This window comes from Nocardia sp. NPDC023733, assembly GCF_040639775.1.
Taxonomy (GTDB): Bacteria; Actinomycetota; Actinomycetes; order Mycobacteriales; family Mycobacteriaceae; genus Nocardia; species Nocardia rosealba.
The window spans coordinates 2,068,654-2,080,738 of record NZ_JBFAAN010000001.1 but is presented as its reverse complement, the minus strand read 5'-3'; the positions used below and the strand labels follow the sequence as shown (position 1 = coordinate 2,080,738).

The following is a 12,085-nucleotide window of genomic DNA, read 5'->3' as shown; positions in this document are numbered from 1 at the left end:
GTTCCCGGGTTCAGCGGAGCAGGTAGGGCATGTTGACGGTGACGGCGCCGGTGGGGCAGCGTGCGGCGCACGGGCCGCAGTACCAGCACTCGTCGACATGCATGTAGGCCTTTCCCGAATCCTCGTGAATGGCAAGGGAATCGAGCGGGCACATGTCGACGCACAACGTGCAGCCGGTGATGCACAGGGATTCGTCGATCGTCACGGGGACGTCGGCGCGCTGGGGTACGAGGGCCATCTAACGGACCTTCCATTCGGGTGCGCTGCGCACGAGGCTGCCGCGCATGGTTATTCGATCGCCGCGCATGCGGATGTATTCGAGATCGACGGGTCTGCCGTCGTCGAGGCGGGTGAGTCGCTCGAGCATCAGCAGCGGAGCACCGGCCGGGGCGTCGAGGGTGACGGCGGTGTGCGGGTCGGCGGCCACCGCCTCGAGGGCGATCTCGGCGTCGCCGAGCGAGCGTCCGGTGATCTGCTCGAGCAGGACGAACACATCGGTGCTCGCGAGATCGTGGGCCAGCACCTCGGCGCCGATGTCCGGGACCAGGTAGGTGAGGTCCAGGCTCAGCGGCAGGTCGGCGAGGAAGCGCAGCCGCTCGATGTAGACCACCTGCTCGCCCGGCGTGAGCCCGAGCTTGCGGGCCACGGCCGGCGGCGCGGTGACGGTGCCCGCCACACGCACTTCGTTGCGCACCGTGCCGTGCTCGGCGAGGGTTTCCTGCAAACCGAGCAGCACGTCGAGTCCGTGGTCGAACTTGCGGGCCGCCACCCGGGTGCCCACCTTCGGGGCACGGTCGATGAGTCCCTCGTCGCGCAGCAGCGCCAGCGCCGCGCGGACGGTGTTGCGGGAGGCGCCGTGTTCGGCGGCCAACTCCTGCTCGCCGGGCACCGTGCCGTCGAGCGCGCCCGACAGGATCTGGTGGCGCACCACGTCGGCGACGCGACGGGCCCGATCGGCGCGCCGGTCGTGCCCCGGCTCTTTGGTGCCTGTTCTCTCGCTGACCTGCATGAACAGCGACGATAGTGGCGATTACGCCGGTGCCCGCGGCGCGCGGATCGGCACGAAATCGTGCCGATGTGTTTGCGCCGGGTGGCTACTCGCGCGACCTGCGCGAACCCGGCCCGCTCCGGGTATTGCGCCACCCGGCGCCACTAGGACGGCCTTGGAATCAGGCCGATCGTAATGTCAGGGCTGGCCCGGCTTGAGCACGATGAACAGGCCGTTGGCCTCGGCACAGAGGCGGTCACCGTCGTGCATGGTCGCCTTCAGGTACACCTTGCGGCCGTCGCGCCGTTCGGCATGGGCGCGCACGGTGAGTTCGCGCTCGAGCGGGGTGACAGACCGGTAGTCGACGGTGAGTGAGGCCGTGCGGGTCACCGCGCCGGTGGCCAGGGCGGCGGTCATGCCGAGGATGTCGTCGAAGGCGAGTGAGATGTGCCCGCCGTGCGCGGCTTGGTTGCCGCCCAGATGGAAGGTGCGGAAGGTGACCTTCGCGGTCACCCCGTCGCGGTCACCGCTGACCACCGTGTACGGCGGCAGGGTGATGTTGCCGCGCGCGGGTAGATCGGTGCGCGTCCAGCTCGGCGAGGACCACTCGTCGACCACGGCCTCGTCCAAACGGGCATTGAGCTGCTCGAGCGCGACGATCGTCTCCTTGGCCAGCTCGTCGGACGGGTTCGCCAGTCGCGCGCGGTCCATCAGCTCGCGCACCTGCTCGATGAACTCGCCGTAGTGCGGTCCGCCGATCAGGGTGTCGCTCTCGCTCGCGCGCGCTTCGATGAGCTCGGCCATCGGCCGGAAGCCGCCCTCGTGATGCGTCTGGTCGGGCCGCGAGTCGCCGACGTTCTTCTCGTCCATATGCAACACGTTATCGTTTCCGAGCTGGGCGTTCGCGCGGGGGACCGCCGCCGGTCGGTTAGGCTCGATGCCGATCATCATCGACGGCGAGAGGCTTGGCATGAGTATCGCGGCGGTTGTGTTCGACATGGACGGTGTGCTGATCGACTCCGAGCCCGTCTGGGAAAAGGTCCGCAAAGATTACGTCACCGTCAATGGTGGTCGCTGGCAACCGGATTCGCAGCAGCGCATGATGGGCATGTCGACCGTGGAGTGGTCGTCGTATCTGGCCGACGACCTCGGTGTCGCTCAACCGGCCGACAAGGTCGCCGCCGACGTCATCGATCTGATGGCCGACGAGTATGCCCAGCACCTGCCGCTGCTGCCCGGCGCTGTCGACGCCGTGCGGCGCTGCGCGGATTCCTGGAAGCTCGGGCTCGCCAGTTCTTCTCCTGCCTCCCTGATCGCGCTCGTCTTGGAGAAGGCGGGGTTGATGCAGAGTTTCGCGGTCGTGCTGTCCACCGAGGAGGTGGGTCGCGGCAAGCCTGCGCCCGATGTGTACCTCACCGTCGCACAGCGGTTGGGAGTCGACCCGAACAACTGTACGGCGGTGGAGGATTCGACCAACGGTCTGCGATCCGCGCACGCCGCGGGGATGCGGGTGATCGCGGTGCCGCGCCCCGAATTTCCGGCCTCGGCCGAGGCACTCGCCCAGGCCGAGGTGGTCATCGACGGTCTCGATCAGCTCACCGCCGACGTGATCACCGGTTGATCAGAAACTGCCGGTGACACCGTCGATGCGTTCGCGCAGCAGGTCGGCGTGCCCGTTGTGGCGGGCGTACTCCTCGATCATGTGCAGATACACCCAGCGCAGCGTGTAGCCGTCGGAGCGCCACGGCACCTGGAACACATGGTCGAGGGGGAGGTCGGCGACCGCGGCGTCGCAGGCGGCGACTTCGGCGTGGAACAGGTCGAAGACCTCCGGCGCCGGGCGCGAGTCCAGGTCGTCGAAGTCGGCGTCGGGTTCGAGTTCGGAGGCGTACACCGGGCCGATGTCCTCGCCGGCGGCCGAGACCCGGAACCAGCCGCGTTCGACCTCGGTGAGATGACGAACCAGCCCGAGTAGCGACAGATTCGACGGCGGAACCGAACGTTTCGCCAGCTGCGCCGCATCTAGCCCACCGCATTTGTTGAGCAACGTCTGACGGTGGAAGTCCAACCAGGACTGCAACATCGGGCGTTCGTCGGCGCCGACCAGGGTGCGGGTCGGCACGAGTTCGGGCGCCTGCCAGGTCATGGGTGCGAGGCTAGTCGCCGTCGTCCGATCGCGCAGTCCGATTACCGCGACGATGCCGGTCACGGGTCTCGGCGCGCAGTCCGGCACACTGGCCGGATGGGTGCCGAGCATGTCGACCTGCCCGAGGTCGTGGTCCACGTCGGTGACGGTTCGGGCGCGCCACGCGCCGTCGACCCCGCCCGGCCCGGGGCCGACGCCGTGAACCCGGCCCCCGACCACCCTTTCCTCCTGCTCACCCGGGGACCGGACCACATCCAGGCGCGCTACCTGCCCGACGGCACCTACGAGATCGAACACATCGCGGGCACCGACCACCGTCACCTGTTCACCACCGACGCGGTGCTGGTGCGCGATGTCGTCTGGTCCTGGATCCAGCGCGACACCTGGTGGTCGGACACCGTCGCCTGGACGACCGTCGACCCCGCCCTCGCCGAAATCGACGCCCTCCGCGCCGAACTCACCGACATGCTCGACGGCATGTCCCTGCTCGACAGCGTCACCGACGACCTCGACGCGGCACTCGCCCGAGCCGACGAACTACTCACCGCCGAACCGGATTTCGACGACGGGTGACGGCGGAAAGGTCGCCGCGGTGACGAACCCGCGGCGACCCTCCCGTCAGTCCTCGTCGCCCTCGCACCAGTCGTCGAATGCCTCGAACTCGGCCTCGTACTGGGGTGGGACGGAGTCTTCGACCGCGTCCTCGATGGGATCCCACACCCGGTTGCAGTTCTCCGGTGCAGGTGGCCAGGACTCGATGTACTGGACCAGCGGGGTCTTCGGCGCTTCGGGTTCCTCGGCGTTCGCCACTGCGGCCGAGCTCAGCGCGAAGGCACCCGCGACGGCCACGGCGGTGACGACCCGGTAACCAGCTCTCACAACATCCTCCTGTCTTCGACGGCACTCCATGCCGGCTCGATTCTGCCTCCGCCTTACCCACGGACCGCTCGTCCAAGCACGCCGGCGCTGTCGTGTCGCGACATAAGACACGCTTATGTGCTCGTCGTGGATCGGCATCTACCCGGGAATGCGCGGCCCGGCGATGGTGGGAGGGTGAATCGCGTAGGAACTGTCGTGCCGGGCCTGGCCCTGGCACTGCTGCTGGCCGCCGTCGCCACCCCGGTGGGCAAGGCGCTGCCGATGGCCGGAGCGCCGGTGGTGGCCCTGGTCGCCGGTGCGGTGACCGGAATGTGGTTGCGGCGCCGGGGGAGTGCGAGGTTCGAGCCCGGCCTCGATATAGCCAGGCAGCGGGTGCTCGGGTGGGCCATCGTGCTGCTCGGTCTCGGTCTGCCGATGGGTTCGGTGCTCGGTGTGGGGCGTGAGACCGCTGTCGTACTGGTCGGCACCCTCGTCGCCGGTGCCGTCGCCGCGTTCGTCGTCGGGCGGATGCTCGCTGTAGATCGTGAGTCGGCCACTCTGATCGCCGCCGGGTCGACCATCTGTGGTGCCTCCGCCATCGCCGCCGCGACAGCGGTGCTGCGCCCCGACCGCCAACGGGTGGCCTACGCGCTCGGCACCATCTTCGTCTTCAATGTCGTTGCGGTACTCGTCTATCCGCCGCTGGGCCGGGCGATCGGGATGTCGCCGCAGGCGTTCGGCCTCTGGGCGGGCACCGCCATCAACGACACCTCCTCGGTGCTGGCCGCCGGTGTGGTGTTCGGGGCGGGCGCCGCGCAATTCGCCGTCGTGGTGAAGCTGGTCCGCAGTCTGGCCATCGTCCCGCTCTGCCTCGGCCTGCATCTGGGGCGCCGGCGGCTGGCCGAGCGCACGGGCACATCGCCCGGCTCCCTGCGCGAGAGCTTCCCGCTGTTCGTCGTGATGTTCGTGGCGGCCTCCATTGTCGCCGCCACCGGGATCCTGCCCTCGGCTCTCACCGAGCCGCTCGCCGCGACGAGTGGCTGGTTGATCACCGCCGTCCTGGCCGCCATCGGCACGTCCCTGAGCCTGGACCGCCTGCGGTCCGCGGGTCCACGTCCGCTGCTCCTCGGCGGCGCCATCGGCGTGGTGCTCGGCACCTCGAGCCTGGCGCTGATGGCGCTCACGGGCTGGTGCTGAAACCCGAGGTCAGGTGCGCAATCGCCGCCCGGGCGAGATCATCGTGGTTTGCTGGAGAGGTGCGCACACGAAGCCGGATCGCCGTCGCCGCCCTCGGCGCCATGCTGTGGGGCGAGTGGGTGAACTGGCGTGCGTCCCGAACCGAGGCGCGCCCCGACACCGGCGGTTCGGAAGCGGTGGTCGTGCTCGGATACCGCAACGCCGGTCGCAGCGCCAACGCCATGAACCGATGGCGAGTGCGCGCGGGTCTGCGTTCCCTCGACCCAGGGGCGAGCGAATCGCGGCTGGTCCTGTGCGGCGGTGCCTGCGCGGGGCCCGACACCGAGGCATCGGTGCTGGCCCGCTACGCACGCGAACGCGGGTACACCGGAGAGCTCGTGCTCGAGGAGAACAGCCGATCCACCTGGGAGAACATCGCCTTCGCCCTCCCGTTGCTGAAGGACGTCGATCGGATCAAGATCGTCTCCCTGCCGACGCACGCCGCCGTCGCACGCCGCTATCTCGCGGAGCAGAGTCCCGAGCTCGCCACCCGTCTGGTGCGTGGACGCGACTACCGCTTCGGGGAGTGGATGCCGCTCAAACCGGTGATCGCGCTCTACGGGGTCGCGAAGAACCTGCGCCGCGCACCGGTGACCGGTGCGTGATGCTGCCACCGGGAACCCCCGACCTCGACGTTCTCGATCTGCTGGTGTCGGTCGCCGAGCTGGGTAGTCTCGGCGCCGCCGCGCGCCGACACGGCATCACCCAGCCCGCCGCGAGCATGCGCATCAGCGCCCTGGAACGACGAATGCGGGTCAAACTGCTCGACCGCGGGCCGACCGGCTCGGAACTCACCGACGTGGGCCGCGCCGTCGTCGAGCACGCGCGGCCGGTGCTCGCGGCCGTGCGCGACCTCGTCGACGACATCGACCGGCTACGTGCCGCCCAGGCCACGCGCCTGCGGATCGCCGCATCGAAAACCATTGCCGATCATCGCATTCCGCATTGGCTGGCGGCCTTGCGCACCGACCACCCCGAGGTCGTCGTCGCCCTGGACGTCGAGAATTCCACCCAGGTCGCCGCCCTCGTCCGCGACGGCGCCGCCGACGTGGGTTTCGTCGAGGGTCCGCACCCGCCCGCCGGGCTGGGCAGCCGGGTGCTCGGCGCCGACGAACTGGTCGTCGTCGTGGCGCGTGATCACCCGTGGGCGCGCCGGAAGACCCCCGTGACGCTCGCCGAGCTCGCCGGCACCGCCCTGCTCTGGCGTGAACCCGGCTCCGGCACCCGTGACACCGTCTGGGACCTGCTCAGCAGCGAGGGCGCACCGGCGGGCCCGGCCGCCGAACTCGGCTCGGCCGCCGCCCTCGTCGCCGCCGCGCGAACCGGGATGGCCCCGGCGGTACTGAGCCGCCTGATCGCCGCACCCGACCTGGCCACCGGTGCCCTGGTCGAGGTCTCCTCGACCGATGCCACTCGCCTCACCCGCAAGTTCCGGGCGATCTGGCGGCGTACCAGCCCACCGACCGGCCCCGCCGAGCTCCTCGTCGAGCGCGCCGCCCGCCTCGAAGCGGCCCGCCGCTAGCGAATTCGGCCGGTGTGTACCGCTCGGTCCAGCGAAATGGTGCGTCGTCGGCGCGGACAGCTCTAGGCTGTATTCGCTACACACTGTGGAGGTTGGATCTATGACGGTCGACATCGTGACCGAACCGGCGACGGAGGAACTGTGGACCGGATCGGCCCGGCCGGCCGGGGCACCGCCCACGTCGATGATCGAGCGGATGACACTCATCCTCGACGCCTTCGACGCGACCACCCCGACCCTCACTCTGCTCGGTCTGGCCGAGCGCACCGGCCTGCCCAGGTCAACGGTGCATCGCATCCTCGATCAGATGATCCGATTGCGTTGGCTCGCACACACTCCCGGCGGTTACCGCCTCGGGCTGCGAGTGCTCGAACTCGGCGGACTCGCCGCCGAGCACAACGAACTGCGTGAAGTGGTCGGCCCGCTGCTCTACGACCTCAGCCAGCGCACCGGCCTGGTCGGGCACCTCGCCGTGCTCGACGGCCGCGAGGTGCTGTTCCTCGACCGCGCGGGCAGGCGCGGGCAGGTGGCGATCCCCACCCGCATCGGCGGCCGGTTGCCTGCGCACTGTACGGCCCTCGGCAAAGCGCTGCTGGCCACGCTCGAACCCGGCATCGCCGAGGCTTCGCTGCGCGGCAACACCGTCGCCCGCACGGCCCGCACCATCATCGACCGGGTGGAACTGCACCGCGAACTGGCCCGCATCCGGCACCGTCAGGGCGTTGCCGTCGACACCGAGGAATCACTGCCCGGCGTGGGCTGTGTCGCGGTGCCGATCCGTGGCCGAGGGGTAGCGGTAGCCGCGATTTCGTTGTCGGGCACCGTGAACGGCGACCGCGCCGCCCTCGACACCGCTCGCCTGGCGCGCGCCCTCGCCGAGGTGGCCAACGAGGCGTCGCGCGCGCTGACACCCCGGCACGGGCGCGGCTGACTAACTCCGGCGCGCCATCGCCCGGCCCGCGGCACGGCCGGAGAAGATACAGCCGCCGAGGAACGTGCCCTCGAGCGCGTTGTACCCGTGCACACCGCCACCGCCGAACCCGGCGACCTCACCAGCGGCGTACAGGCCGTCGAACACCGAACCGTCCGGGCGCAGCACCTGCGAGTCGAGGTCGGTCTGCAAGCCGCCCAACGTCTTGCGGGTCAGCACATTGAGCCGCACCGCGATCAGCGGGCCGTGGGCCGGATCGAGGATGCGATGCGGGGAAACCACCCGCTGCAACTTGTCGCCGATGTACTTGCGGGCGGCGGTGATCGCCGCGATCTGCGCGTCCTTGGTGAAGGGGTTGGTCACCTCGCGATCGCGAGCGACGATCTGCCGTTCCAGTTCGGCGGCATCGAGCTTGGGCCCGCGCGCGATCTCGTTCATGCCGTCCACCAGGGCGGGGAGCGAGTCGGCGACCACGAAGTCCACACCGTGCTGCTTGAACGCCTCGACCGGACCCGGTGCACCCTTGGCCAGGCGGCTGCGCAGCGTGAGCTTCCAGTCCTTGCCGGTGATGTCGGGGTTCTGCTCCGAGCCGGAGAGGGCGAACTCCTTCTCGATGATGGTCTGGTTCAGCACGAACCAGGAGTAGTCGTAGCCGGTCGACAGGATCTGGCGCATCGTGGCATTGGTGTCGAAGCCGGGGAAGCACGGTGCGGGCATGCGCCGGCCGTTCGCGTCGAACCACAGCGGCGAGGGACCGGGCAGGATGCGGATGGCGTGATCGGGCCACACCGGATCCCAGTTGTTGATGCCCTCGGTGTAGTGCCACATGCGATCGCGGTTCACCAGGGCCGCGCCCGCGCTCTCGGAGATGCCGAGCATCCGCCCGTCGACGTAGGCGGGTACGCCCGAGATCATCGTCTCCGGGCACGGGCCGAGGCGCTCGGTCGGCCAGTTGCGCCGGATGATGTCGTGCGCGTGCCCGATGCCGCCCGTGCTCACCAGCACCGCTGGCGCCTGGAAGTCGAAGTCGCCCACCACTTCCCGGTTCGAGGCGACACCACGCTCGGTGTCGCTCGGCGCGAGCACGCTGCCGCGCACACCGCTGACCGCGCCGTCGGCGACGACCAGTTCGTCGACCCGGTGGCGGAACGCGAACCGCACCAGGCCCTTGGCCTCACCCGCCAGCACGGGCTCGAGGAACACCCGCAGAACCTCCGGGCCGGTGCCCCAGGTGAGGTGGAAACGGGGAACCGAATTGCCGTGGCCGTCGGCGAGGGAGCCGCCGCGTTCGGCCCAGCCGACGATCGGTGTGATGCGTAAACCCAAGGCGTGCAGGTAGTCCCGCTTCTCGTCGGTCGCGAAGCGCACGTAGGCGCGCGCCCACTCCACGGCCATGCTGTCCTCGCCGTCGAGGCGATCGAAACCGGCCGACCCCATCCAGTCCTGCAGGGCGAGGTCGTAGGAATCCTTGATGCCGAGGCGGCGCTGCTCGGGGGTGTCGACCAGGAACAGCCCACCCAGCGACCAGAACGCCTGTCCGCCCAGATTGGCGCGGTTCTCCTGATCGACCACGAGCACCTTGCGTCCGGCCAGCACCAGCTCGTGGGTGGCGACCAGGCCCGCGAGCCCGGAGCCGACCACGATCGCGTCGGGGGAGAAATCATCGGTGGGCTGGGGTGCTGCGCTCGGCATGTAGGAAAGCTAGCATTGCTGCGACGGTGACCGGGGGGAGTCCTGGAATTCACCTGACCAGCGATGTTCACCGAAGAAAGGTTCGAGAAACCATGAAGGTCCGGATCCGCGCGGGCGCCGCCGTGCTCGCGCTCGCCGTGCTGGCGTCCCTCGGCGCCACCTCCTGTGGCAAGTCACGCTGGTGCGAACGCGACCTCGGCGATGTGCACGTGGCCGACTCCTACTGCGAGAAGAACACCCCCGGCTACGAGTGGGAACCCGACAACGACAAGCCGAAGTACAAAAAGAAGTCCAAGAAGAAGTAAATTCCCTGGGCGGCCCTGTGCCGCAGGCGATCCGAGACGCAACCGTGGCGCAAGGGATGCGCAACGCATGCCGTGCCGATGCCGTTGACCGGGTATTCCACCTCTGAGCACGCCGAATGCCGTTGAGGCAGACGGTAACTGCTCGGTTCTCTATTCCTCACAACGGCGTGAGCAGGTGGTCCCCATGGCCTATCGGAAGGTAATGCGTATCGGTTGGAAGCGCACAGCGACAATGCTGTCGGTGTTGCTTCTCGCCACGGGAATCGGTTCGGCGATATCGCCCGGACCTACGGCGTGGGCACAGGGTTGTGCCGCGGTGGACGTCGTAATCGCCCGTGGCACAACAGAGCCCGGATATCTAGGGGCCGCCGTCGGGGACCCGCTCTACGCGGTCCTGCGCGAGCACCTGGCAGTGGACTCCAGTGCGCACCGTGTGGAATATCCCGCCGATCTGTTGGTTCCGTCCTCGGTGAGCGACGGAACCCGCGCCATGACCGGGCATCTCGTCGCCCGCTCGGCCGCCTGCCCCGACCAGCGTTTCATTCTGGTCGGCTATTCACAGGGTGCGGTGGTCACCCACGGTGTGCTGGGTTCGCCTGCCGCACTGGTGCTCCCGGGCATGTGGACCCTCCCGCCCGAGCTGTCACACCGTGTCCTCGCGGTGCTGCTGTTCGGCGACCCACTCCGCCTCGTCGGCGGAACGGTCCACCCGTGGTACGCGGATCGCACGCAGAACTATTGCGCCGCAGGCGATCCGGTGTGCGCGGGCGGCATCTTCCCCGCCGCTCACGGCACCTACGAATGGGCCTTCGCCGACGCGGCGGGACAGGTGAACGCCCGGCTGTGAAGTCGACCTCCGGGGTCGGCGACCGGTGGTCCAGAATCGGGAGATGGCGAGCGAGAACATGATGCTGATCCACGATCCCGAGTTGCTGGAGCAGGGGGAGCGGGTGCTGGGCGAGGAGTTCCGGGCGATGCACGAGCGGGTGCTCGCGGTGACCGAGATGACTTCCCGGCTCAACGCGTTGCCCTTCGACGACGAAACGAGAAAGGCGGAACTGCTCGAGCAGATCCTCGGGCGTCCGCTGCCCCCGAAACTCACCATCTACCCGCCCTTCTACACCGACCACGGACTCGGTCTCGACATCGGGGAACGGGTCTTCGTCAACCAGGGATGCACGTTCCTCGACTACGCGGGGATCCGGCTGGGCTCCGGGGTGATGATCGGTCCCAAGGCCACCTTCATCACCATGGGGCACCCGGTCGACCCCGAGGAACGGCGCCGGTTTCTCACCGGCGGGCCGATCGATGTGGCCGAGAATGTCTGGATCGGCGCCGGGGCGACAATTCTGCCCGGCGTCAGTATCGGACGCGACTCGGTGATCGCGGCCGGCGCGGTGGTCGGTGACGACGTGCCGGAGCGGAGCCTGGTGGCCGGTCCCAAGGCGTCGGTCCTGCGGACGTGGTGACACCGGCATTCGCGGACGGAAAGTGACCGCGATGGCTTCTATCGTGCGGTTATGGGAAATCGAACGAAGAGGATCGTGGTCACCACGCCCACGGGACATGTGGGGTCGCGGGTGGTGCGGCTGTTGGTGCAGGCGGGAGTTCGGCCGCGGGTGCTGATGCGGCACCCGGGGCGGCTCGACGATGCGGTTCGGGAGCTGGTCGATGTGGTGCAGGTCGACCAGGGGGACGCGGACGCCGTGGTGCGGGCCACCGAGGGGGCCGATCGCTTGTTCTGGGTCGACCCACCCGCGCTGGTGGACGGTGATCCGGTAGCCGGTTACGCGCTGATGGGCGCCTCGGCGGCGCGGGCCGTAGTCGAGAACGGCATCGAGAAGACGGTGTTCCTCAGCAGCGGGGGAGCCGAGAAACGTACCGGCGCAGGAGAGATCGACGGGCTCGCACGCACCGAGGAGCTTCTCGACGCCACCGGTGCGGATGTGCTGCATCTGCGATGCGGGTACTTCTTCACGAACCTGCTGCCCCAACTCGACGAGATCCGGGCGGGCACGCTGTCCACGCCGTGGCCGCTGGACCATGCCATGCCGTGGGTCGATCCGCGCGATATCGGTGAGGTCGCCGCGCTGCGGTTGCTGTCCGACGACTGGTCGGGCCGGGTAGTCCAGGCGGTCCACGGACCCGAGGATCTCACCTTCGCGCGCGTGGCCGAGATCCTCGGCGCACAACTCGGCCGCGACGTCACTCCGGTCCACCTCACCGACCGGGAGTTCCGGAACGCCCTGCGATCAGCGGGGCTCGGTGACGGCCAGATCGACGGAATCGCCGGAATGGCAGCGGGTCTCAGCACGGACTACATCCCGGAGGATCCCCGAACCCTGCTCACCACCACGCCGACGACTTTGGCCGAGTGGGTCTGCCGTCAGCTGCGCTGATCACCTGG

Annotated in this window: 16 protein-coding genes; 10 read left to right on the top strand and 6 right to left on the bottom strand. The window is 69.1% G+C overall.

Annotated features, from left to right (window positions below):
* Window positions 1-10: 10 nt before the first annotated feature.
* The 3 genes from AB0F86_RS09630 to AB0F86_RS09620 form a co-directional block, all read right to left on the bottom strand.
* Window positions 11-238 (bottom strand): ferredoxin family protein, encoded by a 228-nt coding sequence (locus tag AB0F86_RS09630; protein WP_019046727.1) that lies wholly within the window; start codon window positions 236-238, stop codon window positions 11-13.
* The gene (locus AB0F86_RS09625; RefSeq protein WP_181697431.1) at window positions 239-1,009 is read right to left on the bottom strand and encodes a GntR family transcriptional regulator; all 771 of its coding nucleotides are present in this window, start codon (window positions 1,007-1,009) and stop codon (window positions 239-241) included.
* Window positions 1,010-1,186: 177 nt separating this feature from the next.
* Window positions 1,187-1,858: a PaaI family thioesterase gene (locus AB0F86_RS09620; protein WP_356983240.1), complete on the bottom strand. Its 672-nt coding sequence runs from the start codon at window positions 1,856-1,858 to the stop codon at window positions 1,187-1,189.
* Window positions 1,859-1,925: 67 nt separating this feature from the next.
* On the opposite strand from AB0F86_RS09620, the gene AB0F86_RS09615 reads away from it, so the two are divergent.
* On the top strand, window positions 1,926-2,609 hold the full coding sequence (locus tag AB0F86_RS09615; protein WP_356983239.1) for an HAD family phosphatase: 684 nt from the start codon (window positions 1,926-1,928) through the stop codon (window positions 2,607-2,609).
* On the opposite strand, the gene AB0F86_RS09610 is transcribed toward AB0F86_RS09615, so the two are convergent.
* Window positions 2,610-3,134, bottom strand: a complete 525-nt coding sequence (locus AB0F86_RS09610) for a DinB family protein (RefSeq protein ID WP_225279572.1) — start codon at window positions 3,132-3,134, stop codon at window positions 2,610-2,612. It abuts the gene before it with no gap.
* Between the two features lie 96 nt (window positions 3,135-3,230).
* On the opposite strand from AB0F86_RS09610, the gene AB0F86_RS09605 reads away from it, so the two are divergent.
* Window positions 3,231-3,707, top strand: coding sequence for a hypothetical protein (locus AB0F86_RS09605; protein WP_181697434.1), 477 nt, complete (start codon window positions 3,231-3,233; stop codon window positions 3,705-3,707).
* Between the two features lie 45 nt (window positions 3,708-3,752).
* On the opposite strand, the gene AB0F86_RS09600 is transcribed toward AB0F86_RS09605, so the two are convergent.
* Entirely contained in the window at window positions 3,753-4,013 is a 261-nt protein-coding gene (locus tag AB0F86_RS09600) for a hypothetical protein (protein ID WP_356983237.1), read from the bottom strand.
* 174 nt (window positions 4,014-4,187) lie between these two features.
* Here AB0F86_RS09600 and AB0F86_RS09595 point away from each other — a divergent pair, with 174 nt between their 5' ends.
* The 4 genes from AB0F86_RS09595 to AB0F86_RS09580 all read left to right on the top strand — a co-directional run bounded on the left by AB0F86_RS09595 (window position 4,188) and on the right by AB0F86_RS09580 (window position 7,681).
* On the top strand, window positions 4,188-5,189 hold the full coding sequence (locus AB0F86_RS09595) for a putative sulfate exporter family transporter (RefSeq protein ID WP_356983235.1): 1,002 nt from the start codon (window positions 4,188-4,190) through the stop codon (window positions 5,187-5,189).
* A gap of 59 nt (window positions 5,190-5,248) precedes the next feature.
* A complete protein-coding gene (locus AB0F86_RS09590) occupies window positions 5,249-5,833 on the top strand; it encodes a YdcF family protein (protein WP_356983234.1) in 585 nt (194 codons plus the stop codon).
* Window positions 5,830-6,750: a LysR substrate-binding domain-containing protein gene (locus AB0F86_RS09585; RefSeq protein ID WP_356983232.1), complete on the top strand. Its 921-nt coding sequence runs from the start codon at window positions 5,830-5,832 to the stop codon at window positions 6,748-6,750. Before AB0F86_RS09590 ends, AB0F86_RS09585 begins: the two co-directional genes overlap by 4 nt.
* 100 nt (window positions 6,751-6,850) lie before the next feature.
* Window positions 6,851-7,681, top strand: coding sequence for an IclR family transcriptional regulator (locus AB0F86_RS09580; RefSeq protein ID WP_181697438.1), 831 nt, complete (start codon window positions 6,851-6,853; stop codon window positions 7,679-7,681).
* On the opposite strand, the gene AB0F86_RS09575 is transcribed toward AB0F86_RS09580, so the two are convergent.
* Window positions 7,682-9,373, bottom strand: coding sequence for an FAD-binding dehydrogenase (locus tag AB0F86_RS09575; RefSeq protein WP_356983229.1), 1,692 nt, complete (start codon window positions 9,371-9,373; stop codon window positions 7,682-7,684).
* A 92-nt stretch (window positions 9,374-9,465) separates the two neighbouring features.
* On the opposite strand from AB0F86_RS09575, the gene AB0F86_RS09570 reads away from it, so the two are divergent.
* The 4 genes from AB0F86_RS09570 (at window position 9,466) to AB0F86_RS09555 (ending at window position 12,077) form a co-directional block, all read left to right on the top strand.
* Window positions 9,466-9,678, top strand: a complete 213-nt coding sequence (locus AB0F86_RS09570; RefSeq protein ID WP_067488734.1) for a hypothetical protein — start codon at window positions 9,466-9,468, stop codon at window positions 9,676-9,678.
* Window positions 9,679-9,994: 316 nt separating this feature from the next.
* Entirely contained in the window at window positions 9,995-10,525 is a 531-nt protein-coding gene (locus tag AB0F86_RS09565; RefSeq protein WP_308017121.1) for a cutinase family protein, read from the top strand.
* 43 nt (window positions 10,526-10,568) lie between these two features.
* Window positions 10,569-11,147, top strand: coding sequence for a sugar O-acetyltransferase (locus tag AB0F86_RS09560; protein ID WP_356983227.1), 579 nt, complete (start codon window positions 10,569-10,571; stop codon window positions 11,145-11,147).
* 51 nt (window positions 11,148-11,198) lie between these two features.
* Window positions 11,199-12,077, top strand: a complete 879-nt coding sequence (locus AB0F86_RS09555; protein WP_356983226.1) for an NAD(P)H-binding protein — start codon at window positions 11,199-11,201, stop codon at window positions 12,075-12,077.
* Window positions 12,078-12,085: the final 8 nt, after the last annotated feature.

Excerpts from the sequence above, each read along its gene's own strand:
- AB0F86_RS09630 (WP_019046727.1), bottom strand. The coding sequence starts at position 238 with ATGGCCCTCGTACCCCAGCGCGCCGACGTCCCCGTGACGATCGACGAA.
- AB0F86_RS09625 (WP_181697431.1), bottom strand. The coding sequence starts at position 1,009 with ATGCAGGTCAGCGAGAGAACAGGCACCAAAGAGCCGGGGCACGACCGG.
- AB0F86_RS09620 (WP_356983240.1), bottom strand. The coding sequence starts at position 1,858 with ATGGACGAGAAGAACGTCGGCGACTCGCGGCCCGACCAGACGCATCAC.
- AB0F86_RS09615 (WP_356983239.1), top strand. The coding sequence starts at position 1,926 with ATGCCGATCATCATCGACGGCGAGAGGCTTGGCATGAGTATCGCGGCG.
- AB0F86_RS09610 (WP_225279572.1), bottom strand. The coding sequence starts at position 3,134 with ATGACCTGGCAGGCGCCCGAACTCGTGCCGACCCGCACCCTGGTCGGC.
- AB0F86_RS09605 (WP_181697434.1), top strand. The coding sequence starts at position 3,231 with ATGGGTGCCGAGCATGTCGACCTGCCCGAGGTCGTGGTCCACGTCGGT.
- AB0F86_RS09580 (WP_181697438.1), top strand. The coding sequence starts at position 6,851 with ATGACGGTCGACATCGTGACCGAACCGGCGACGGAGGAACTGTGGACC.
- AB0F86_RS09575 (WP_356983229.1), bottom strand. The coding sequence starts at position 9,373 with ATGCCGAGCGCAGCACCCCAGCCCACCGATGATTTCTCCCCCGACGCG.
- AB0F86_RS09570 (WP_067488734.1), top strand. The coding sequence starts at position 9,466 with ATGAAGGTCCGGATCCGCGCGGGCGCCGCCGTGCTCGCGCTCGCCGTG.
- AB0F86_RS09560 (WP_356983227.1), top strand. The coding sequence starts at position 10,569 with ATGGCGAGCGAGAACATGATGCTGATCCACGATCCCGAGTTGCTGGAG.
- AB0F86_RS09555 (WP_356983226.1), top strand. The coding sequence starts at position 11,199 with ATGGGAAATCGAACGAAGAGGATCGTGGTCACCACGCCCACGGGACAT.